The sequence below is a fragment of the Pseudomonas sp. ESBL9 genome, assembly GCF_036668715.1.
Lineage (GTDB): Bacteria > Pseudomonadota > Gammaproteobacteria > Pseudomonadales > Pseudomonadaceae > Aquipseudomonas > Aquipseudomonas lundensis.
In genome coordinates this window covers 425,138-446,888 of sequence record NZ_JAZEVV010000002.1, presented here as the reverse complement: position 1 = coordinate 446,888, position 21,751 = coordinate 425,138, and the positions used below count along the sequence as shown (strand labels likewise).

19 protein-coding genes and 1 pseudogene are annotated in these 21,751 nt (G+C 60.8%); 10 read left to right on the top strand and 10 right to left on the bottom strand.

Annotated elements, in window-relative coordinates; genetic code table 11:
* Positions 1-28: 28 nt before the first annotated feature.
* Entirely contained in the window at positions 29-646 is a 618-nt protein-coding gene (gene trhA, locus V6F78_RS08565) for a PAQR family membrane homeostasis protein TrhA (RefSeq protein WP_047278321.1), read from the bottom strand.
* Between the two features lie 500 nt (positions 647-1,146).
* Here trhA and V6F78_RS08560 point away from each other — a divergent pair, with 500 nt between their 5' ends.
* Positions 1,147-1,467 carry a DUF6124 family protein gene (locus V6F78_RS08560; protein WP_052959440.1) on the top strand — a complete coding sequence of 107 codons (321 nt, stop codon included), beginning with the start codon at positions 1,147-1,149 and terminating at the stop codon, positions 1,465-1,467.
* Positions 1,468-1,514: 47 nt separating this feature from the next.
* Here the strand turns inward: V6F78_RS08560 and V6F78_RS08555 are convergent, their stop codons facing one another.
* The 7 genes and pseudogenes from V6F78_RS08555 to V6F78_RS08525 form a co-directional block, all read right to left on the bottom strand.
* Positions 1,515-2,426 (bottom strand): hypothetical protein, encoded by a 912-nt coding sequence (locus tag V6F78_RS08555; protein ID WP_169858384.1) that lies wholly within the window; start codon positions 2,424-2,426, stop codon positions 1,515-1,517.
* 59 nt (positions 2,427-2,485) lie between these two features.
* Complete coding sequence (locus V6F78_RS08550; RefSeq protein WP_047278324.1) at positions 2,486-2,935, bottom strand: chemotaxis protein CheW; 450 nt, start codon at positions 2,933-2,935, stop codon at positions 2,486-2,488.
* On the bottom strand, positions 2,928-8,849 hold the full coding sequence (locus V6F78_RS08545; protein ID WP_332726957.1) for an Hpt domain-containing protein: 5,922 nt from the start codon (positions 8,847-8,849) through the stop codon (positions 2,928-2,930). Before V6F78_RS08545 ends, V6F78_RS08550 begins: the two co-directional genes overlap by 8 nt.
* A gap of 27 nt (positions 8,850-8,876) precedes the next feature.
* A complete protein-coding gene (locus tag V6F78_RS08540; protein ID WP_047283232.1) occupies positions 8,877-10,934 on the bottom strand; it encodes a methyl-accepting chemotaxis protein in 2,058 nt (685 codons plus the stop codon).
* Between the two features lie 53 nt (positions 10,935-10,987).
* Positions 10,988-11,527 carry a chemotaxis protein CheW gene (locus tag V6F78_RS08535; protein WP_047296087.1) on the bottom strand — a complete coding sequence of 180 codons (540 nt, stop codon included), beginning with the start codon at positions 11,525-11,527 and terminating at the stop codon, positions 10,988-10,990.
* Positions 11,528-11,537: 10 nt separating this feature from the next.
* A complete protein-coding gene (gene pilH / locus V6F78_RS08530) occupies positions 11,538-11,915 on the bottom strand; it encodes a twitching motility response regulator PilH (protein ID WP_047296088.1) in 378 nt (125 codons plus the stop codon).
* A 46-nt stretch (positions 11,916-11,961) separates the two neighbouring features.
* Positions 11,962-12,366, bottom strand: a pseudogene (locus tag V6F78_RS08525) (response regulator); the annotation flags it as partial.
* A gap of 269 nt (positions 12,367-12,635) precedes the next feature.
* Between V6F78_RS08525 and gshB the strand changes: the two are divergent.
* The 7 genes from gshB to V6F78_RS08490 all read left to right on the top strand — a co-directional run bounded on the left by gshB (position 12,636) and on the right by V6F78_RS08490 (position 18,566).
* On the top strand, positions 12,636-13,589 hold the full coding sequence (gshB, locus tag V6F78_RS08520; RefSeq protein WP_047296090.1) for a glutathione synthase: 954 nt from the start codon (positions 12,636-12,638) through the stop codon (positions 13,587-13,589).
* Positions 13,590-13,665: 76 nt separating this feature from the next.
* Positions 13,666-14,565 carry an energy transducer TonB gene (locus V6F78_RS08515; RefSeq protein ID WP_047296092.1) on the top strand — a complete coding sequence of 300 codons (900 nt, stop codon included), beginning with the start codon at positions 13,666-13,668 and terminating at the stop codon, positions 14,563-14,565.
* A gap of 102 nt (positions 14,566-14,667) precedes the next feature.
* Positions 14,668-15,240: a YqgE/AlgH family protein gene (locus V6F78_RS08510; protein WP_047296094.1), complete on the top strand. Its 573-nt coding sequence runs from the start codon at positions 14,668-14,670 to the stop codon at positions 15,238-15,240.
* Positions 15,240-15,680 carry a Holliday junction resolvase RuvX gene (gene ruvX / locus V6F78_RS08505; protein WP_047278341.1) on the top strand — a complete coding sequence of 147 codons (441 nt, stop codon included), beginning with the start codon at positions 15,240-15,242 and terminating at the stop codon, positions 15,678-15,680. The genes V6F78_RS08510 and ruvX overlap by 1 nt, the downstream gene beginning before the upstream one ends.
* 82 nt (positions 15,681-15,762) lie before the next feature.
* Positions 15,763-16,281, top strand: coding sequence for a bifunctional pyr operon transcriptional regulator/uracil phosphoribosyltransferase PyrR (gene pyrR / locus V6F78_RS08500; RefSeq protein ID WP_047278343.1), 519 nt, complete (start codon positions 15,763-15,765; stop codon positions 16,279-16,281).
* A gap of 12 nt (positions 16,282-16,293) precedes the next feature.
* Positions 16,294-17,298 carry an aspartate carbamoyltransferase catalytic subunit gene (locus V6F78_RS08495; RefSeq protein ID WP_048375335.1) on the top strand — a complete coding sequence of 335 codons (1,005 nt, stop codon included), beginning with the start codon at positions 16,294-16,296 and terminating at the stop codon, positions 17,296-17,298.
* Positions 17,295-18,566, top strand: a complete 1,272-nt coding sequence (locus tag V6F78_RS08490; protein WP_047296098.1) for a dihydroorotase — start codon at positions 17,295-17,297, stop codon at positions 18,564-18,566. The genes V6F78_RS08495 and V6F78_RS08490 overlap by 4 nt, the downstream gene beginning before the upstream one ends.
* A 70-nt stretch (positions 18,567-18,636) precedes the next feature.
* On the opposite strand, the gene V6F78_RS08485 is transcribed toward V6F78_RS08490, so the two are convergent.
* Entirely contained in the window at positions 18,637-19,053 is a 417-nt protein-coding gene (locus tag V6F78_RS08485) for an NINE protein (protein WP_047278349.1), read from the bottom strand.
* Between the two features lie 252 nt (positions 19,054-19,305).
* Between V6F78_RS08485 and V6F78_RS08480 the strand changes: the two genes are divergently transcribed.
* On the top strand, positions 19,306-19,953 hold the full coding sequence (locus tag V6F78_RS08480; RefSeq protein ID WP_047278357.1) for a C40 family peptidase: 648 nt from the start codon (positions 19,306-19,308) through the stop codon (positions 19,951-19,953).
* 41 nt (positions 19,954-19,994) lie between these two features.
* Here the strand turns inward: V6F78_RS08480 and V6F78_RS08475 are convergent, their stop codons facing one another.
* Entirely contained in the window at positions 19,995-20,990 is a 996-nt protein-coding gene (locus V6F78_RS08475; protein ID WP_332726956.1) for a type IV pilus twitching motility protein PilT, read from the bottom strand.
* A 57-nt stretch (positions 20,991-21,047) separates the two neighbouring features.
* Here V6F78_RS08475 and V6F78_RS08470 point away from each other — a divergent pair, with 57 nt between their 5' ends.
* Positions 21,048-21,734 (top strand): YggS family pyridoxal phosphate-dependent enzyme, encoded by a 687-nt coding sequence (locus tag V6F78_RS08470; RefSeq protein WP_047283237.1) that lies wholly within the window; start codon positions 21,048-21,050, stop codon positions 21,732-21,734.
* Positions 21,735-21,751 lie beyond the last annotated feature (17 nt).

The following is a 21,751-nucleotide window of genomic DNA, read 5'->3' as shown; positions in this document are numbered from 1 at the left end:
AAGGCGCCCCTTCGGGTCGAGTGGCGCTTTAAATCACGTAATGCGCGATTGCCACAAAATGCAGCAGGCTGCCGGCGATCACAAACAAATGCCAAATGCCGTGGGCATGGCGCAGGCGATGATCCAGGGCAAAAAAGATAATCCCCACCGTGTACATCACACCGCCCGTGGCCAGCCAGATAAACCCGGCCGTGCCGAGCGCGGCAATCAGCGGCTTGACCGCCACCAGCACGATCCAGCCCATCACGGCATAAATCACAATCGACAAAATACGCGCCTCGGAGCGCGGTTTGATCTCTTGCAGCATGCCAATCACCGCCATGCCCCACACGATCCCGAACAGCGACCAGCCCCACGGCCCATGCAACGTCACAAGGCAAAACGGCGTGTAACTCCCGGCGATCAACAGGTAAATCGACAGGTGATCAAACTTCTGCATGATCACCTTGGATCGCCCGCGCACGCTGTGATAAACGGTCGACACGCTGTACAGCAACACCAGCGTGACCCCATAAATTGCCGCGCTGACAATCTTCTGCGGGCTGCCGTCAAGGCACGCCATGACCAACAACCAAACACTGCCCACTGCGGCGGCCACGGCCCCCAGCAAGTGAGTCCAGGCATTGAGCTTTTCTCCGTGATACATCTGCAACATCCTCAATAGCCGATAGTGCGACTGTGTCACTTTGTTACGAGATAAGGGTCAAGGTTGCGAACTTAAAGGGCAATGCGGCGTTCGTCGAGGGGTAGGCCGAACATTGCACAGATGATTAGCCGCAACTAAATCGAAAAGATCGCGCCGATCACACACTGCCCTGCCCATGCAGTTTCATGGGATGCATCCCTTTCCCTTGCGCGAACTTTCCGAGACAATCCCCAACGCATTGCGCCTGACGGTTTACGCGCCTAGTCTCGCTCCGTCGCTGCTCATCAGCGATCGGGTTTAGTCGCCCGGATGACGTAATGGCGTACAACGCTTTCTCTGTAAAACAGGCAGTTTTTGCCTGAGTTTTATGGTGGCTGTGCGCAGGGCACCTTCGGGTGCGCCGGTATCCTTACGTCCCGGTCGACTAACCTGCGTACAGCCGCCACCCTTCGTTTAGTCGCGAGAGTGTCGGATTCCATAGACGTAAGGAGTTCGTACCCATGCTCAAAATCACCCCGGATCCACCCGCCCACGAGACGTTTGTGTTGGCGTCCAATGATGAGTTGCTCAAGGACCGTGCCGCTGCGCAACGCGCCCTGAGCCACTACCTGCCCGGCAACACCGCCCGTCACCCAAGCATCGACGTAGAAAACGCATTGGTTCACGCGTCGGACTTGTTACGTTGCGCCAGCGTCTCGGCTGTTGAGGCAAGCAGCAACCTGGACGGGACGCAACGCGACTGGGTGTTGTCGGTGCTGTACTTGGTGGACATGGCCAGAACGCAGGTCGATCTATCGTTGAGCAGCCTCACGGCCCGCTGATCCAGACACGCGCCTGATTGACAGCAGGCGCGCTTCACCGTTGTTTGTTAAATGCGTTCGGCGTTTCGTAAATACACCGCGACTGAAACTTTCCACACGGCATACATTAAAGGGACGCCTGCTATAAACAGCATCGGCCATGCGTGCTCGCGAACCACAATATAGAGACCGGCATGCAATGCACTTATATAAAAGCCCATCACGCTCACGGTTATAAAGAAAATAATATACATGCACCATTTCCCTATTGGCCTTGCATCATAGAACCAATAAGCACACAGATAACCGAACCCTGACAGGCCCAAGGCAATCCAAAGCGATTTGAAGCTAGCGTCTGTTAACACTCGGCTGAACGCACTGCCCATGTATGCCCCCAGATAAGCCGCCGAGATCGCGGCAGCCACCATGACAAGCAGAAACGTGCAAAAGCCTATGACACCCTCGCGACTCTTGGCCCGCATATCGGCCTCTTCCGCTTCGTCCTCACCCGGTTTAGGCCGACGCAGCCCGACTGCGGTAATGAAACCCGCTGACATCCCACCCAACGTAAAGATGCACAAGTTGCTGACCAGTGCGAACGCCGTGGACTGCTGCTCCTCTTCGGTCTGAATGCGCTGCCTGCTGGCCAGCGCTTGTTCCACGTTCAACTTCAACTGATCGAGGTCAGAGCACCGTGTTGTATCTTTGCCGCACTGGATGCTTTCAGCCGACAATTTTTCAATCGCCGCTTGAACAATGATCTCGGGATAATCGAAGCTTTTTTTCAACTCCCCTTCTACGAAATACATATGCGTCAGGATTGTAACGGCGCCAGTCACCGACACTAAGAATGCAAAAAGACACCCTATGCCCTGCGGAAACTTAGTGACCACCAGCACGGCCAAGAACATGAAGACAGCCCAAAAAACCAAATCAATGCCGTAGGGCATATTTATGGCGTGCGACACAAACTCACTCACCCACACAACTCCTGTTCATTAACGTCCCGTTTCGATTGAGTTGATTCAATAAGGCCGGGCTACTGCGCCCCCAACACCAACCGCTCCAACGCCCACAAATCCGGGATCTTGGCCACATGCTCGCCCACTTGCACGGCAGCCCGTTCCAGCGGGCAGAGGGGCACGTCGACAAAGCTCAGTTGGCTGTCGAGTTTGTAGGAACGCGGGATGCCTTGGACCACCATGGCGATGTACTTGAGCGCCGGGTTGCCGCCCAGGGTGTTGAGGATGACGATGCGCGCGCGGTCGCCAATCAGCAGCGGGCTGCCGCAGGCCGCTTCGAAGCTGATGAGCGGCAAGGGATGGTCGCGCCAGATGATCTGGCGCAAGTGCCATGGCGGCGAGTCACTGCTGGGTTCGCCACGCTGGTAGTCGATCAGTTCTGCGATCGCGACGTTGGGCAGTAACAGGTCGCGATCGGCCAGCGGCAAGAGCAGGCACGTCAGGCTGCCTACACGGTGATCAAGCATGGAAGGTGCTCCAGTAGGCGATGCGTTCCAGCAATACCGACTCTTGGTAGGGTTTGCCCAGGTAGTCGTTGACGCCAATGGCCATGGCGCGGTTCTGGTGTTTCTGCCCGGTACGCGAGGTAATCATGATGATCGGCATGTCTTTGAGGCGCGGGTCGTTACGCACATGCGTGGCCACTTCGAAGCCGTCCATGCGCGGCATTTCGATGTCCAGCAGCATCAGGTCCGGGGTGTGTTCTTCGAGCACGCTCATGGCGTCGACCCCGTCTTTGGCGGTGATGACGTTCATGCCGTTGCGCTCCAGCAGGCGGCTGGTGACTTTGCGCACGGTCACCGAATCGTCGACCACCAGCACCAGCGGCGGGCGCACGGCGGGGATGAATTCGAGTCCGCCGCCTGCTTCGTGCTGGGCGCGTAGCAACGGCTGACGCACCTGATGCGCGCGGATGTAGGCCAGCAAATCCAGGATCAGTACCACACGGCCATCCCCCAGAATCGTCGCACCCGACAACCCCTGCACGGCAGCGAATTGCGGGCCGAGGCTCTTGACCACGATCTCGCGCGAGCCCGCCAGGGCATCGACTTGCAGGGCCACGCGCATGTCCTGGCAATGCACCAGCAGCACCGGCAATGAATGGGTTTCGCCCGCCAGCTTGGGTTTGACCACGGTCTGTAACAACTCGCCCAGATACCGCAGTTCGTAGGTCTGGCCGCCGTAGTGATACAGCGGCGGGTTGAGTTGGTAATAGCTTTCCAGCTCGCTGGGCATGACCCGCACGATGCCTTCAACGGTGTTAAGCGCGATGGCGTATTGCTCATCGGCGCACTGCACCATCAAGGCCCGGTTGAGGGACACACTGAACGGCAGGCGAATCTGAAAGTGCACGCCCTGCCCTGCCACCGAGTCGAGGGTCATGCTGCCCCCCAACTGACGCACTTCTTCGTGGACCACGTCCATGCCCACGCCGCGCCCGGAAATCTGGGTGATTTTCTCGGCCGTGGAGAAGCCCGGTTGCAAGATGAACTGCAACACGTCGCGGTCGCTGACGCTGTTCAGCGGGTCCAGCAGGCCGCGATGGATCGCTTTGCGGCGCACGGCTTCAAGCGGGACACCGGCACCGTCGTCGCGGATATCAAACACCACGTCGCCGCCTTCGTTGGACAGCTCAAGCGTAATCATCCCTTGCTCGGGCTTGCCGCTGGCATGGCGCACCTCGGCGGGCTCCAGACCGTGGTCGACGGCGTTGCGCAGCATGTGCTCCAACGGCGCCACCATGCGCTCCAGCACGTTGCGGTCAATCTCGGCTTCGGCGTTGATGACGCTGAATTCGACCTGTTTGCCCAACTCGCTGGCCACCTGGCGCACCACCCGCTTGAGGCGCGGCAAGACGCGCTCGAACGGCACCATGCGGGTGCCCATCAGGCCCTCTTGTAACTGGGTGTTCACCCGCGCCTGTTTTTGCAACAGGTTGTGTGCGTCCTGATTGCGCGCGGCGAGCGTGGCCTTGAGGTCGAACAGGTCGGACGCGGACTCGAACAGCGCACGCGACAGTTGTTGCAACTGCGAATGCCGGTCCATTTCCAGCGGGTCGAACTCGTCGTAGGCCAGCCCCTCCGCTTCACTGTGCGGACGATTGTGCAAACGGCCCTGGGTTTCGATGTCGAGACGGCGCAGCTGGTCGCGCATGCGCTCCAGCGTGGTTTGCATCTCATTGAGCGCGACGTGGCCATCGTTGATCTGTTGCTCGATACGGCCGCGAATCATCGAGGTTTCGCCCGACAGGTTGACCATGTCTTCCAGCAACTCGGCCGGCACCTTGACGGTGTCCAGCCCGGTGCGCTCGCCTTCGGTCACCGCCGTGGCACTGGCTTCGGCCTTGCTCGGCGCGGGGGGCTGGGGCGCTTGCGGGTCTGAGCGTTCGGTGCTGCGAATTCGCGCAATCAAGTCCTGCGGCGACTGCAACGGCTGCCCGCTGCGCAGGGCATCGAGCATTTGCGCGGTGCGGTCATGACAACCCTGCAACAAGGCAAACAGCTCGGCATCCGCCGTGACCACACCCGCCGACACGTCCTCCAGCAGGGTTTCCAGTTCGTGGGCGAAGTCGCCAATGGCGGTAATTTCCACCATGCGCGCGCCGCCTTTGAGGGTGTGCAGATCGCGCAGCAGGTTTTCGACTTCAAGGGTGTTTTGCGGTTCGGCTTGCCAGCGCGCCAACGCGGCGCCCGAGCTTTCGAGGATGTCGAAGGCTTCTTCGAGGAAGATTTCCAGCAACTCGGGATCGGCGCCGCTGGTTGGGTCCGCCTCAGCGGCGGGCTGCCCCGCAACCGGCGGGCCGGGATGACGATAGCCGCGAATGGCCTCAATCAGTTCAAAGGGCTCGCGCAGCGGTTGCTGCTGTTGCAGGTGTTCAAGCATGAGGGCCAGGTGCTGGTGGCTGCGAACCAGCAACTGCGCCAGCGCCGGGCTCTCGTTGGCACGACGGTCCAGCAGGCCCTCGTACAAGTGTTCCAGCTCATGGGCCAAATCGCCCACCGGGACGACGCCCGCCATGCGTGCCCCGCCCTTGAGGGTGTGCAAATCACGCTGCAACGATGACAGGGGCGCGAGGCTGTCGGGCTCGCTCAACCAGCGCTGCAAGGCCTGGCCCGCGCTCTCCAGAATGTCGACCGCTTCTTCGAGGAAAATGGCGACTATTTCGTCGTCCAGCCCGTCATCGTCGTCCTCACCTGCGATCTCATCGAGTTGTGCAGTGGCAGCCCCCAGCTCGGTGATGTCCAGGGTCTGGCCGCCTTCGCGGCGGATCAATCCCGTGGCGTCGGGCGCCAACCCTTGGTGCAGTAATTGGTTCAAGGTGTGGATGAGGGTCGGCTGCGGGGTGATTTCCTGACCTGCGGCCAATTGGTCGAGCATGTTAATCAGCGCTTCGTGGGCGTCATCAGCCACGTCGAAAAAACGATCGCTGACGGCCAGACTGCTTTCTTCAACCGCCCCATACAGGTCCAGCAGGGCTTCGCACAGCGCGTCGACCGGTGACAGGTCGAGCGCGTGCGCGGCCTCGCCAAAGGCAGTCAACAGGTCCAGCAGCGTATCGAGCCCCTCGCGCTCATGGGGGTGCTGACGCCAGTGACGCAGCAGGTCTTCGGCGTCAAACAGGGTGTCCATGCCCTGTTCCAGAAACGCCGTGATGCGCTGCGGGTCGCGCTTGGGCACCAACGCGCTGCCGGTTGCGTTGAGCAACGCATCCAGCCGGTCGGCAATCAGGCATTCCGTGCGCTCAATCAGGGAGCGCGCGCCCTGGATGTCGGCCAGCGGATCAACGTCCAGTTGCTTCAAGCCGCGGTGCAACAGGCCGTCGGCTTCGAGCAGCAGCTCGATTTCGTCCAGATCCAGCGCCACGTGATGGGCTTTGTACTCACGCACCAAATGGTCCAGTGGCGCCGCCAGTTCGGCCATGGGCAACACGCCCGCCATGTGTGCGCTGCCTTTGAGCGTGTGCACGGCACGTTGCAGGTCATCACTGGCATGCAGCGGCATGTGCGCGCTGGCCTGATCGAGGAAGCGGTTCAACGTGTCGAGGTGGGTCTGCGCTTCCTGCCGGAAGATCTCCAGTAATTGCGGGTCAAAGGCCGGGCTGTCCTGCTCGATCAACAGCGGCAAAGGGTCGCCCTGGGACAACTGATGCGCCCGCGCGGCCAGTGCGTCAACGTCGTCACGCTGACGCTGGTCTCGCTCGGCAAACGCCTGAATCAACTCGGGCAGGATCACCAGCGTGTCTTCGAGCAACTGATGGATCGCCGGCCCCGGCGCCACGCTGCGTTCGATCACCCGGTTGAGCAGGTTTTCGACCGCCCACGCCAGTTCACCCAGCACCAGGGCGCGCACCATGCGCCCGCTGCCTTTCAAGGTGTGAAAGCCGCGTCGCAGCTCACTCAGCGCGTTGCTGTCCGCCGGGTTGGCCACCCATTGCGGCAGGGCTTCGTGCAGCGCCATCAGCACTTCATCGGTTTCTTCGAGGAAGACTTCGAGCAGTTCTTCGTCCACCGGCACCTCGTCCACCGGGGGCGGCAACAGGCTGCCGGGGATGTGCTGCGCGGGCGGGTTGAGTGCCGACACCGGGCTGGCCAACACGTCGGCCAGGCTTTGCACCACCTGCGGGTCTTGCAACTCTTGCAGGTCTTCCATCACCAGCACTTCGGTCGGGCTGAGGATGTCATCGAGCAGCGGGACATTGCGTTCGGCCGGGGCATACCCGAGCGCGATCAGGCTGTTTTCGGCACGGTCCAGTACGGCCTCGCCTGCCGCACCGGGGTCCAGGGCCAGACGCTCCAAATAGTATTCGATGCTCACCAGTGCGTCGGCAAAGTGGTCGATGTGCCGCGCATCGGGCCGCTCGCGGCCCAGCAACAGGTGCTCGCACAAGTAGTCGTCACAGGCTTGCAGCAAGCTGGCAGCGCGGTTGAGCGGGATCATCGCCAGTGCCCCGCGAATTTGCGTGAGCAAACCCGGCACCGCCTGCAACGCCCCGCGGTCGTAATCGGCGGTCAGGTAGTCGTTGATCAAGTCTTTGGCTTCGTCGAACACCAGCCGCGCTTCCTTGATCACCAACTGGTGGATTTGCATCAGGTCGGTGGTGGGCAGGCGGCTTTCTTCGCGTTGCGAAGGTTCGACGCTGCCGACCATCCCGGCCAGCGTGGCCTCGACGTACAGCAGCGCGGCGGCAACGTCCATTAACACCGGGTCCGTTGGCTCGCGCTGGCCCTGAGCCAGGCTCTGCACCACGGCCAGTTGGTCAATGATGACCTTGCGCGGCTGGCCAAAGCCTAAAACAGCCAGCGTGTCGGCTATCTGCCGCAGCGGCGCCAACAGGCTGCTGAGCTCCGACACGTGGGTGCGGTCGCTGCGCACAAACAGGTCGAGGCGCTCCTTGACCCGCACCAGTTCCTCACACAGCGCGGCCACGACGGAGCGCATGGCATCGCGGTCCGGCCCGGCCAGGCGCGCGCGCTCGGCGTCGACCATGGCCGCATCGGGCATGGCTTCGTCCAGTTCGTACAGGGCCTTGAGGCTGAGCATTTTCGGCGTGGGGCGCTCAGCCTTGGCGATGTAAAACAACAGGCTGGTGACGAGCCTGTCGGAAGCGGGCTGATTGACCGCTTCGATGCCCTGGGCCTGAAGCCGTTGCAGCGGTTTGTCGGTTTCTCTGAGCAGGCTGCGCAGCGCCGGGCTGTTGGCGACTTTGCCCTTGAGCATGCCTTCGACCAACGCCGAGGCGATTGTCCACAGCGCATTGAGGGGCGCGCCCCGGCACAGGGTTTCCAGTTGCGCAAAGACCTCGGCCAGTTGCGCCAACTGACCCGGCACGTCGTCTTCACGCAGCAGCCCCAGCAACGCACTTTGCAGGTGTTGACGCAGGGCAGGCACCCGCTCGGAAACGTCCTGCACCGGCAGTTGCGCCAGCGCCTCGGGCGCCAGCGGCGCCAGCTCCTGCAAGGGCGGGCTGAACAGGCTGGTTTGCGCAAGCAGGGGTTGGCCCCGGGCGGTGCGCAGGTCGTTGATCAAAGGCAGCACCACCAACGGCCAGTCGCGCCGGGCGCTGTGCACACGGTCCAGATAAAGCGGCAATTGGTTGAAGGCCTGTTGCAAGACCCGCACGGCCTCGTCGAGCTGGCTGACGCGCCCGTGTTGCAGGGCCATCACCAACTGTTCCATCTCTTCGGCCAGCAACGCAGCGCCGTAGAACTCGACCATCAACAAGCTGCCATGCACTTGATGCACGCACGCCAGGCACTGCGCCAGCGCCTGGGGCGAAGGCTGCAACGCATAGCCGTCCAGCGCTGCGCGGGCCAGTTTGAGGGTCTCGCCGATTTCGTCTTTGACCCACTCAAGGGCTACGTAGTCGTGCCGGTCAACCATAACGACTCCCGTCAATATTGCGCCGCACTACTGAGGCTCACGCGGTTCAGGGGTGTCGGGCAAGGTAAAACCGGACACCGAACGCCGCAGTTGGCTGGCCATCTTGGCCAGGTTGCCAATGCTGTCGGCGGTGGCGGTCGAGCCGGACGAGGTCTGGCTGGTGATTTGCTGGATCACGTTCATGGTCAAGGAAATCTGGCCCGCCGAGGTGGTTTGCTGCTGGGCGGCATTGGAAATGCTTTGGATCAGGGCGGCGAGGTTTTGCGACACGCCTTCGATCTCTTCGAGCGCCACCCCGGCGTCCTGCGCCAGACGCGCCCCGCGCACCACTTCGGTGGTGGTTTGCTCCATGGAGATCACCGCTTCGTTGGTGTCGGCCTGAATCGCCCGCACCAGGGTTTCGATTTGCCGCGTGGCGGCCGATGAACGCTCGGCCAAGCGCTGGACTTCGTCAGCGACCACGGCAAAGCCGCGCCCGGCATCCCCGGCCATGGACGCCTGAATCGCCGCGTTGAGGGCCAAAATATTGGTCTGGTCGGCAATGTCGTCAATCAAGCTGACAATGTCGCCAATCTCTTGAGACGACTCGCCCAGACGCTTGATGCGCTTGGCCGTGTCCTGAATCTGGTCACGGATGTTGTCCATGCCGTGAATGGTGTTGTGCACCACTTCGTTGCCTTTGTTGGCAATCGCCACCGAGCGCTCGGCCACCGCCGAGGACTCTGACGCGTTGGCCGACACTTCATCGATGGAGTGGGCCATTTGCTGAATGGCGCCCGAGGCTTCGGCAATCTGCCGGGCCTGATGCTCGGAGGCTTCGGCCAGTTGCATCGCGGTGGCCTGGGTGTCTTGCACCGCCGCCGCCACTTGCCCGGCGGTGAGGTTGATGGTGGCCACCAGATCGCGAAGCTGGTCGACCGAGTAGTTGATCGAGTCGGCAATGGTGCCTGTGAAATCTTCGGTCACGGAGGCGGTGACGGTCAGGTCGCCGTCGGCCAGGTCGGCAATTTCATCCAGCAAACGCATGATTGCGTTTTGGTTGCGGTCGTTCTTCTCGGCGGTTTCGCGCAGTTGGCGATTGGTTTCGCGCACCATCACCATACCGATCAGGATGATCGACGCCAGCGCCAGCAAGCCCAATACGTAGCCGCCGATGATGTCCAGCGAGCGGCCGCTGGCAAGATTCTCGAACCCGTTGGCCAGCATTGAGGCTTCGTCGAGCAAGGTCTGCGACAGGCTGAAGATATTGCTCGCGGCTTCGCGCACTTGAAACAACTGCGGCGAGGTTTCGAGGATTTCATCCACCGAACCCGACACAAACTGAAACAGCTCCGAGATTTCTTGCAAGCGGGCGCGGGCATCTTTGTCTTCGACCTGCGAAATACGCATGCCCGCGTTGCCTTCGAGCATGCCGTTCAGCACTTGGCCGAAACGGTTGGCGTCACGCCCGAAAGCATCGGCTGCCTGAGCGGCGGTTTCGTCCCCGGCCAGTACCGTGTTGACGGCGCCCAGAATCCGCTCGGCCAGCAATGATTGGCGTTGTGCCACCGCCACCTGGCTGGCCGGCGCTCCGCGCTGCAACAGGATCTCGACCACTTTTTCGTATTCGACCTGCAACTGCGGCACGGTTTCAGCCAGCGTTGCCGCCACTTGGTGCAGCGAGAGCACGGTTTGTTCACTGGCCAAAATGGCGTTGGTGTTGCTCAGCAACTGTTCCCAGTCGCGCTGAACGGCCTGCATTTCTTTGTGCACGGCGGGTGGCGCGGCGGGCAGGCCGGTGGCCGGGTCGCCTTTTTTCAGGTAACCCCAGCGCTGGCTGAAGTCGTTGCGCGCATCGCTCAGCAGGCGGAACGCCGCGGCTTTACCGGCAGCGGCTTCAGTGGCGTTTTTGGCAATGCGCTGGGACAGCACGCGCAACTCGCCCGCGTGGCTGATGTATTGCTTGTCGTAGTTGGACTGGGTGTTGAGGTAAGCAAAATTGGCGAACAACAGCATGATGAACACGATCAGGGCGATAAACAGCACGATGATCTGCGAACGGCTGCGCGACCCTTCCATTGGTTTAGCGTTGTTGGCTGCGGTCATCGATCAGGCCCTGACATGCTGTATGGATGCTTGAGGTTCCACGTGCTCACTGCTCACACCGCGACTGCCCGGAACTCGGGCGATTGTGCCAAGGCAAACGGGCTGAATACCCACCAGTCATGGGCGGCAGCGAAGCGCCCTTGTACATAAGGCGCGAAAGGTAAGCCGGGGGAAACGGGTGGGTGGGTGTCCAGATCCGTTTGGGCAAAATGCTGCATGCCCAGCACTTCATCGACCTGCAGGCCGACGAAGATGTCGTCGTACTCCAGCACCAACACCCGGCGCTGTTTGCGCAACGGGGATAACTCGACGCCGAAAAAGCCGCACAAGTCCATGATCGGCAGCAGTTGCCCACGCAGGTTGGCGACGCCTCTGACCCAGGGTTTGACGCCCGGTAGCAAGGTGAAACGCGGCTCATGCAGGATCTCGGCGATTTCCCCCATTGGCGCCACAAAACACTGCTCGCCGATGCGAAATCCAATACCGCTCCAGGTGTGCGCCGCGGCGGGCTCGGCCACAGGCCCCGCCGCCAGCGAGCGACAGCGCTGGTCAATGTCGAGCAGCAGCTCAAACGCGGTCAGAGAATCGGGCATGGTGCGGCCATCACTTGTGCGTGGAGGCTGGCAGAAATTTATTGATTCCCTCGGTCAGCGCATCCTCTTCGACCGGTTTGGTCAAATACGCTTTTGCGCCCTGTCGAGCGGCCCAGACCATGTCGGTCTCTTGATCCTTGGTGGTCACCACAATGACCGGGATCCCTTGGGTTTCCGGGTCTTTGGTCAATTGACGCGTGGCTTGGAACCCGTTGAGGCCCGGCATCACGATGTCCATCAGGACCAGATCGGGTTTTTCCTTGCGCGCCAGTGCGACGCCATCTGCGCCGTTGGCCGCCTGCAACACTTGATGGCCGTGCTTTTCGAGCATGCCGGTCAGTTTGAACATTTCAGTCGGCGAGTCATCGACGATCAGAATGCGAGCCATGGTGTTCCTCATTTATAAGGTGATCGGCCTGTTGACCGAGCATCAGTGATGCGTTTTGCACAACCGTGAAACCGGGCACGTGCGCCTTGATTGCATTGAGCAACTCGTCCCGACTGAAGGGTTTGGTCAAAAATTGATCAGACCCGACGATACGCCCTTTTGCCTTGTCGAACAGGCCGTCTTTGGAGGACAGCATGATCACCGGCGTGGACTTGAAGGAACGGTGGTTTTTGATCAGTGCGCAGGTCTGGTAGCCATCAAGGCGCGGCATCATGATGTCGACAAAAATGATGTGCGGATGATGGTCGACTATTCTGGCCAATGCATCGAAGCCGTCAACGGCGGTGATCACCTCGCAGCCAACGTTTTTGAGCAACGTTTCAGCGGTGCGGCGAATGGTTTTCGAATCGTCAATCACCATCACCTTCAAGGCGCTGGAATGCTTGTCCATATGTGCTCTACCATCGCCACGGCGACCCGTTTTGTTACAACGTTGCGATCCCGAAGCCCAAGTCCTTGGTAGACAAGGGCTGCAGGTGCTGTGCGAGCCTTTTTAGCACAGTCTCTACATGCAATCTATCGAACGTCCCGCCACCTGCTGGCGCAGACGGTTTTTCCTTGACCGAGACACCACACGGCGCCACTCTGGCGCCACTTTTAATTGCCTGCTGATCGCTTTTACAGCGATTGGCTTAGCTCACTACTGTTGAGGAATTTGCCATGAGCGTTCGAGTCGGGATTGTCATGGACCCCATTGCGAGCATCTCCTACAAGAAGGACAGCTCGCTGGCCATGTTGCTGGCTGCGCAGGCGCGCGGCTGGACGCTGTTCTATATGGAACAGCAAGACCTGTACCTCAATGAAGGCAAGGCGCGCGCGCGCATGAAGCCGCTCAAGGTGTTCGCCAACCCGGAAAAATGGTTTGAGCTTGAAGCCGAAACCGACACGGCCCTGAGCGATCTCGACGTGATCCTGATGCGCAAGGACCCGCCGTTCGACATGGAATTCGTGTATTCCACCTACTTGCTCGAACAGGCCGAGCGTGACGGCGTATTGATCGTCAACAAGCCGCAGAGCCTGCGCGACTGCAACGAAAAACTGTTCGCCACGCAATTCACCCAATGCACGCCGCCGACGGTCGTCAGCCGTCGCGCCGATGTCCTGCGCGAATTTGCAGCGCTGCACGGTGATGTGATCCTCAAGCCGCTGGACGGCATGGGCGGTACGTCGATTTTCCGTCATCGCGTGGGGGACCCGAACCTGTCGGTGATCCTCGAAACCCTCACCGCCAACGGCACTCAGCAAATCATGGCGCAAGGCTACTTGCCGGGGATCAAAGACGGCGACAAGCGCATCCTGATGATCGACGGCGAGCCTGTTCCCTATTGCCTGGCGCGCATTCCGGCGCAGGGCGAAACACGCGGCAACCTGGCCGCCGGTGGTCGCGGCGAAGCCCGCCCGTTGAGTGACAAGGATCGCTGGATCGCTGAACAGGTCGGCCCGACCCTGCGTGAAAAAGGCTTGTTGTTCGTAGGACTGGACGTAATCGGTGAGCACCTGACCGAAATCAACGTCACCAGCCCGACCTGCATCCGCGAGATCGATAACGCGTTCGGCACCCACATCGGCGCACTGCTAATGGACGCCATTGAGCGCAAACTGGCCGCTCGCTGATTTCTATCCGCCAGACACAGACCAACATTGCGTTATCATGCGCAGCCTGTGAAACCCGCGATGTTGGTCTTTTGCCATGACACTTCCCAGCGACCTGCCCTCTGAACTCACGCACGGCGGCGTGCGCGCGGCTGATCGTCTGGGGTTTACGCTGTTTGTCGCGGCACTGATTCACCTGGCGGTGATCCTGGGCGTCGGGTTCAGCATGAGCGAGCCCAAACAGATCAGCAAAACCCTCGAAATCACCCTGTCCACGTTCAAGAGCGAGAAGGCACCGAAGCAGGCGGACTTTCTGGCGCAGGACAATCAGCAAGGCAGCGGCACGCTGGACAAGAAAGCCGTGCCCAAAACCACAGAAGTGGCGCCGTTTCAGGCCAACGAAGTCAAAAAGGTCACGCCGCCCCCTGCCGCCCGGCCCGAACAAAAGCAGGCTGCTCCCAAAGCCGCCGTTACCACCGTGGCGCCAAAGCCCAAAAAAGCCACGCGCGAGCCGCAGAAGGTCATCACCGAGGCCGCGCCCAAGGCCAGCATTGCGTCGTTTGACAGCTCCCAACTGTCGAGCGAGATCTCCAGCCTCGAAGCCGAACTGGCCAACGAGCAACAGTTGTATGCCAAAAGGCCCAAGATCTACCGCATGAGTGCGGCCTCGACCATGCGCGACAAAGGCGCCTGGTACAAAGAGGACTGGCGCAAAAAGATCGAGCGCATCGGCAACCTCAACTACCCCGAACAGGCACGCCGCGAAAAAATCTACGGCAAGCTGCGGCTGCTGGTCTCGATCAATCGCGACGGTTCGCTGCATGAAGTACTGGTGCTCGAGTCTTCCGGCCAGCCGTTGCTGGATCAGGCAGCGCAGCGCATCGTACGTCTGGCCGCGCCGTTCGCGCCGTTCACCGGTGACCTGGCCGACATCGACCGCCTCGAAATCATCCGCACCTGGAAATTCGCCCAGGGCGACCGGCTGTCCAGTAATTAATGCCGGGGTAAATGAGCGCTCGCGCCGCGTCGCCCATGCAGGTTTCAAGGCGCGCCATCAGCCAACTTGTCAGTTTCACTTGTCAGCGCCACACTAAGGCTCATGAAAAACCGCGCACCGACCTACCTCAAGCATCAGTTCCTGATCGCCATGCCGCACATGGCTGACCCGAATTTTGCTCATTCCTTGACGTACATCGTCGAGCACACGGCCAATGGGGCGATGGGCCTGACCATCAATCGGCCGCTGGACCTCAACCTCAAAGATATTCTTGAGCAGTTGCGCCCCGAGCGCTCCGTGCCCGAACTGTGCGAGCACGTGCCGATTTATGCAGGCGGCCCGGTGATGACCGACCGCGGTTTTGTCCTGCACCCCGCCAGCATGAGTTTCGACGCCACGGTTGAGCTGCAAGACGGCTTGGCGCTGAGCACGTCACTGGATGCGCTGGGCAGCATCGCCGACGGCAATGGCCCGCGACGCAGCCTGATTTGCCTGGGCTATGCCGGGTGGGAAGCCGGTCAACTCGAAGCCGAACTGGCTGACAACGCTTGGCTCACGTGCCCGTACTCTGCCCACATTTTGTTCAACACCTCGAGCGAGCTGCGCCTTGACGCGGCCGCCAAACACCTCGGAGTTAACCTCAATTTGTTAAGCACTCAAGCAGGTCACGCCTGATGGCCCACCTACGTTTACTGCTGGGTTTTGATTACGGCACCCGCTCCATCGGCGTCGCCGTCGGCCAGATGATTACCGGGCAAGCTCGCGAGCTGTGCAATTTGAAAGCCGAGAACGGCATTCCGAAGTGGGAAGAAATCGAGAAACTGATCAAAGAATGGCAGCCCGATGCCATGGTGGTCGGCATGCCGTTGAATATGGACGGCACCCCCAGCGAGTTCTGTGCTCGCGCGCAAAAATTTGCCAATCGGTTGAATGGCCGCTTCAATCTCCCCGTTTTTACCCACGACGAACGCCTGACCACCTTTGAGGCCAAGGGCGAACGCAAGGCCCAAGGGGGCCAACGGGGCAGTTACCGAGACAACCCCGTCGATGCCATCGCCGCCAAACTGGTGCTGCAAGGCTGGCTCGACGAGCACCCGGCTGAACCTCAAGCCTGACATTGCGTTTAATTGTTTGACGCACCTCATTGTTTGCGCCCGTCGCAGCACGCATCCTGCGCGGGCCTTTTAAGGAGCCACCATGATCCTGCCTGTTCCCGCTGAACTGATCTCTCAGATGGCGCTTGATCTCAAGGCCCATCTGGCCCGCCGTCACATCACCGAGCCCCGTTTCATCGGCATCCGCACGGGCGGCATCTGGGTGGCCCAGGCGCTGTTGCGGGCCATGGACAGCGACGCGCCGCTGGGCACGCTGGACGTCTCGTTCTACCGCGACGACTTCAGCCAGAACGGGCTGCACCCGCAAGTGCGGCCGTCCGACCTGCCGTTCGAGATCGAAGGCCAGCACCTGGTACTGATCGACGACGTACTGATGAGCGGCCGCACCATCCGCGCGGCACTCAACGAATTGTTCGACTATGGTCGTCCGGCCAGCGTGACCCTGGTCAGCCTGCTCGACCTGGACGCCGCCGAGCTGCCGATCCGGCCGAATGTGGTGGGCGCGACCTTGTCGCTCAAACCGACCGAGCGGGTAAAATTGTCCGGCCCCGCGCCACTGACACTCGAACTCCAAGACCTATCTCAAGAACCCGCCCTTTAAGAGACCACTGCGATGACGCCTACAGACGCCAAGCGCCCGCTGCAGCTCAATGATCAGGGCCAGCTGCGCCACTTTCTGTCGCTCGACGGCTTGTCCCGTGAGCTGCTGACAGAGATCCTCGACACCGCCGACTCGTTCCTTGAAGTCGGCGCCCGTGCGGTGAAAAAAGTCCCGTTGCTGCGCGGCAAGACTGTGTGCAACGTGTTCTTCGAAAACTCCACCCGCACCCGCACCACCTTTGAAATGGCCGCCCAGCGCCTGTCTGCCGACGTGATCACACTCAATGTGTCCACGTCCTCGGCGAGCAAGGGTGAAACCCTGCTCGATACCCTGCGCAACCTCGAAGCCATGGCCGCTGACATGTTCGTGGTGCGCCACGGCGATTCGGGCGCTGCACATTTCATCGCCGAGCACGTGTGCCCGCAGGTCGCGATCATCAACGGCGGCGACGGCCGTCACGCTCACCCGACCCAGGGCATGCTCGACATGCTGACCATTCGCCGCCACAAAGGCGGATTTGAAAACCTGTCGGTGGCCATCGTCGGCGACATCCTGCACTCGCGGGTCGCACGCTCGAACATGATCGCGCTCAAAACACTGGGCTGTAAGGACATTCGCGTCATTGCCCCAAAAACCCTGCTACCTGTGGGCATCGAGCAATACGGGGTCAAGGTGTACACCGACATGGCCGAGGGCCTGAAGGACGTCGACGTGGTCATCATGTTGCGCCTGCAGCGTGAGCGCATGTCCGGCGGCCTGCTGCCAAGCGAAGGCGAGTTCTACCGCCTGTTCGGCCTGACCACTGCCCGCCTGGCGGGCGCCAAACCCGACTGCATCGTCATGCACCCCGGCCCGATCAACCGTGGCGTGGAAATTGAATCCGCCGTGGCCGATGGCCCGCACTCGGTGATTCTCAATCAGGTGACGTACGGCATCGCCGTGCGCATGGCGGTGTTGTCCATGACCATGAGCGGGCAAACGGCCCAGCGCCAATTCGAACAGGAGAACGCCCAGTGAAGCTCAGCATTCTCGGCGCCCGTGTAATAGACCCTGCCAGCCAGTTTGACCAGGTCACCGACCTGCACCTGGAAGCCGGAAAAATCGTCGCCATGGGCGCGGCCCCGGCGGGTTTCTCGCCCGCCCGCACGCTTGACGCCAAGGGCCTTGTGGCCGCACCGGGGCTGGTGGACTTGAACGTTGCCCTGCGCGAGCCCGGTTACAGCCGCAAAGGCACAATTGCCAGCGAAACCCGCGCGGCCGCAGCCGGTGGCGTGACCAGCCTGTGCTGCCCGCCGCATACCAAACCGGTGCTCGACACCTCGGCCGTGGCCGAACTGATCCTCGACCGCGCCCGCGAAGCCGGCAACTGCAAAGTGTTCCCCATCGGGGCACTGAGCAAAGGGCTCGAAGGCGAACAACTGGCCGAACTGATCGCCCTGCGCGATGCCGGTTGCGTGGCCTTCGGCAACGGCCTGAGCAGTTTCAGCAACACGCGCACTTTGTGCCGCGCGCTGGAATACGCGGCCACGTTTGACCTGACGGTGATTTTCCACTCTCAGGACCGTGACCTGGCTGAAGGCGGCCTGGCCCACGATGGCCCGATGGCGGCCTTCCGTGGCTTGCCCGGCATCCCTGAAACCGCCGAAACCGTGGCGCTGGCCCGCGACCTGTTGCTGGTCGAGCAAAGCGGCGTGCGTGCGCACTTCAGCCAACTGACCAGCGCCCGGGGCGTCGCGCTGATAGCGCAAGCTCAGGCTCGCGGCCTTAAGGTCACCGCCGATGTGGCGCTCTATCAGTTGATCCTGACCGACGAAGCGCTGGTGGACTTCTCCAGCGTCTACCACGTGCAACCGCCGCTGCGCACCCGCGCCGACCGTGACGGGCTGCGTGAAGCCGTCAAATCCGGCGTGGTGCAGGCCATCTCCAGCCATCACCAACCCCATGAGCGGGACGCCAAACTGGCCCCGTTCGGCGCCACCGAGCCGGGCATGAGCAGCGTAGAGCTGTTGTTGCCGTTGGCGATGACGCTGGTCGAAGACGGTTTGCTGGACTTGCCGACGTTGCTGGCGCGCTTGAGCACCGGCCCGGCAGATGCCTTGAGCTTGCCAGCGGGGCGTTTGAGTGTGGGTTCGGCGGCCGATCTGGTGCTGTTCGATCCGGGCGCTTCCACCGTGGCCGGTGAGAAATGGCACTCCAAAGGCGACAACTGCCCATTCCTGGGCCATTGCCTGCCAGGCGCCGTGCGCTACACGCTGGTGGACGGTCGAATCAGCTACGAAGGCTAAGGCGTCGCCCTACACCCTCACCCCACCCCCTGCCTGCGGTAGAGGCTCGGGGTGAGGGTTTTTTTAGCGCTTAACGGCGCTCGGCATTCTTGATCGAGATCTGGGTATTCAAGGTCCAGAAGTCGTACAAGACACCGATCAGGAACAAACCGCCCGTGAACAGGTAGATGATCCCGGTGATCCATTTGCCCATGTACATGCGGTGCAGACCGAACACGCCCAAAAATGTCAGCAGAATCCACGCCACGCTGTAATCGGTATTACCCGATGTAAAGCGCAAGTCCGCTTCGCGGTCCATGCTCGGGATCAGGAACAAGTCGATCAGCCAGCCAATGCCCAACAAGCCCAGGGTGAAGAACCAGATGGTTCCGGTGACCGGTTTGCCGTAATAGAAACGATGAGCCCCCAGAAAGCCAAAAATCCACAGCAGATAACCCAGTACCTTGCTGTGGGTATCGTGTTGTACATCGTCTCGATAGCCGCTCATTAATGCCCCCTTGGGAGTCGATAGAAAAAAATTTACATTTTTTTTGTGACTTTTTTACTGTCTCGCAACACGTAATAGTCTGTTGCAGGTTTTCGCGCAAACCCTTATGCCATCAGGCCTGCATCGCCACACTGTGACAATTTGCCACCACCTTGAGGGTTTTTGACCCCCCGGTCCAATCGACAAACGGCCTTAGAAAGGACAAAAAAGCTGTTATAAAGTTGCGCGCTTAACCACTTAGAGCCCTGCCGAATGCGTCCTTTATTCAAGACATGGCTAACCATTTGCCTATTACTGCCTCTGGCCGCCCACGCCACCAACCGTGAGCAACGTCTTCCTTCGGGTTTCACCGGATACACCGCAAAGTCATCTGCGAGTGCACCGTTTGTAGCCTCTAACAGCAAAACCGTCTCACGTGCGACCTCCAGTAAAGTTCATCGCAAAGCTCCCGGCAAAATGGCGACCGCTTCTCTGGTCGCCGCCAACAAGCAAAGCAGCACCGTGCTGAGCCGTGCGGTCAACGTGCTGGGCACCCCTTATCGTTGGGGCGGCAGCAGCCCAAGTAAAGGCTTTGATTGCAGCGGGCTGGTCAAATACGCGTTCAACGATGTGGCGGCGGTCAATCTGCCCCGCAGCTCCAGCGCCATGGCCAGCGGCCACGGCCAGAAAGTCGATCGCAAAGACTTGAAGCCCGGCGACCTGCTGTTTTTCAACATCAAGAGCCGCAAGGTCAACCACGTGGCCATTTACCTGGGCAACGACCGGTTTATTCACGCGCCACGCCGCGGCAAGTCGGTGACCATCGACACCCTGAAAAAGCCGTACTGGCAAAGCCACTATGTAGTCGCCAAGCGCGTATTGCCCAAAGAGCAAACCAACCTGCGGGTTGCGCAGCGCTAACTGACATCGTTGAAGGGCAGCGCAAGGCTGCTCTTCGGCGGTTACAGGTCGATGATTCCCCTCTCCTGCAAGCGTTTCACACTCATGTCCAATGTCTGCATGCCGACCGCTGCGCCGGTCTGGATGACAGACGCCATCTGCGCCACTTTGTTTTCCCGTATCAGGTTCCGGATCGCAGGCGTACCGAGCATGATTTCGTGTGCCGCAACCCGTCCGCTGCCCTTTTTCTTGAGCAACGTCTGAGACACCACTGCCTGCAGTGATTCGGACAGCATCGCCCGCACCATGGCTTTCTCTTCGGCCGCAAACACATCGACGATGCGGTCAATGGTCTTGGCCGCACTGGGCGTGTGCAGCGTGGCAAACACCAGGTGCCCGGTTTCTGCGGCGGTCAGGGCCAACCGGATACTGTCGAGGTCGCGCATTTCACCGAGCACAATCACGTCCGGGTCTTCACGCAACGCTGAGCGCAATGCGTTGGCGAAACCGTGGGTGTCGCGGTGGACTTCGCGCTGATTGATCAGGCAGCGTCGCGAGGTGTGAACGAATTCAATCGGGTCTTCAATGGTCAGAATGTGTTGCTGACGCGTGCTGTTGAGGTGATCGATGAGGGCGGCCAGCGTGGTGGTTTTGCCTGAACCCGTGGCGCCGGTGATCAGGATCAGACCATGAGGCACGTTAAAGAGCGGGCTCAGCACTTGCTCCAAACCCAGTGATGCCAGGCTCGGCACCGTTGCGCCAATACGGCGCAACACCGCTGCGGGGCCATGCTGTTGCCTGAAGGCATTCACCCGAAACCGCCCCAGCTCCGGCACGGTGTACGAAAAATCAGCTTCGAGGGTTGTTTCAAACGCCTCGCGCTGCGACGCGGTCATCATGCTGTGGATAAGTTCGAGTACACACTGCGCACTTACGCTCGGCAGCTCGCACCGCTGCAGGTCGCCATCAATGCGCAGCAGCGGCTCCACGCCCGCAGACAGGTGCATGTCCGATGCGCCGCGCGCCACGCATACAGCCAACAGGTCGGCGATATCCATCCCCCCTCCCAATTCCAGTAGAATGCCGCAGACTTTCACCACGGCGGGCTTAATTGAATGTCCACGATAGCTGACAACATTGCTCAGGTTGAGGCGCGCATCCGTGCAGCCGCACTGGCTGTGCAACGCGATGTAACGAGCGTTCACTTACTGGCGGTCAGCAAGACCAAACCCGCCGCTGCGCTGCGTGACGCCTATGCCGCCGGGCTGCGCGACTTTGGCGAAAATTATCTGCAGGAAGCTCGCGCCAAACAGGTCGAATTAGCTGACCTGCCCTTGTGTTGGCACTTCATCGGCCCCATTCAATCGAACAAGACGCGTGACATCGCTGAGCATTTTGCGTGGGTGCATTCCGTAGACCGCCTCAAAATTGCCCAACGTCTGTCAGAGCAGCGGCCAGATGGGCTGCCCCCGTTGAACATTTGCATTCAGGTGAACGTCAGCGGCGAAGCCAGCAAGTCCGGGTGTGCCCCGGCTGACCTGCCCGCGCTGGCACACGCCATCAGCGCTTTGCCACGCTTGACACTGCGCGGGTTGATGGCGATTCCCGAGCCCACCGACGAGCGCGCCGAACAGGACGCCGCGTTTGCGAAGGTCCGTGAATTGCAAGAGGGCCTGAACATGGGCCTCGACACACTTTCCATGGGCATGAGCCATGACCTTGAGTCGGCCATTGCCCAAGGCGCCACGTGGGTGCGGATCGGTACTGCACTGTTTGGCGCTCGCGACTACAGTCAGGCCTGAAAAGGCTTGCCTCACAC

Bases quoted from the DNA above. Each gene is read 5' to 3' on its own strand.
- trhA (WP_047278321.1), bottom strand. From the start codon at position 646: ATGTATCACGGAGAAAAGCTCAATGCCTGGACTCACTTGCTGGGGGCC.
- V6F78_RS08560 (WP_052959440.1), top strand. From the start codon at position 1,147: ATGCTCAAAATCACCCCGGATCCACCCGCCCACGAGACGTTTGTGTTG.
- V6F78_RS08550 (WP_047278324.1), bottom strand. From the start codon at position 2,935: ATGCTTGATCACCGTGTAGGCAGCCTGACGTGCCTGCTCTTGCCGCTG.
- V6F78_RS08545 (WP_332726957.1), bottom strand. From the start codon at position 8,849: ATGGTTGACCGGCACGACTACGTAGCCCTTGAGTGGGTCAAAGACGAA.
- V6F78_RS08540 (WP_047283232.1), bottom strand. From the start codon at position 10,934: ATGACCGCAGCCAACAACGCTAAACCAATGGAAGGGTCGCGCAGCCGT.
- V6F78_RS08535 (WP_047296087.1), bottom strand. From the start codon at position 11,527: ATGCCCGATTCTCTGACCGCGTTTGAGCTGCTGCTCGACATTGACCAG.
- pilH (WP_047296088.1), bottom strand. From the start codon at position 11,915: ATGGCTCGCATTCTGATCGTCGATGACTCGCCGACTGAAATGTTCAAA.
- gshB (WP_047296090.1), top strand. From the start codon at position 12,636: ATGAGCGTTCGAGTCGGGATTGTCATGGACCCCATTGCGAGCATCTCC.
- V6F78_RS08515 (WP_047296092.1), top strand. From the start codon at position 13,666: ATGACACTTCCCAGCGACCTGCCCTCTGAACTCACGCACGGCGGCGTG.
- V6F78_RS08510 (WP_047296094.1), top strand. From the start codon at position 14,668: ATGAAAAACCGCGCACCGACCTACCTCAAGCATCAGTTCCTGATCGCC.
- ruvX (WP_047278341.1), top strand. From the start codon at position 15,240: ATGGCCCACCTACGTTTACTGCTGGGTTTTGATTACGGCACCCGCTCC.
- pyrR (WP_047278343.1), top strand. From the start codon at position 15,763: ATGATCCTGCCTGTTCCCGCTGAACTGATCTCTCAGATGGCGCTTGAT.
- V6F78_RS08495 (WP_048375335.1), top strand. From the start codon at position 16,294: ATGACGCCTACAGACGCCAAGCGCCCGCTGCAGCTCAATGATCAGGGC.
- V6F78_RS08485 (WP_047278349.1), bottom strand. From the start codon at position 19,053: ATGAGCGGCTATCGAGACGATGTACAACACGATACCCACAGCAAGGTA.
- V6F78_RS08480 (WP_047278357.1), top strand. From the start codon at position 19,306: ATGCGTCCTTTATTCAAGACATGGCTAACCATTTGCCTATTACTGCCT.
- V6F78_RS08475 (WP_332726956.1), bottom strand. From the start codon at position 20,990: ATGGATATCGCCGACCTGTTGGCTGTATGCGTGGCGCGCGGCGCATCG.
- V6F78_RS08470 (WP_047283237.1), top strand. From the start codon at position 21,048: ATGTCCACGATAGCTGACAACATTGCTCAGGTTGAGGCGCGCATCCGT.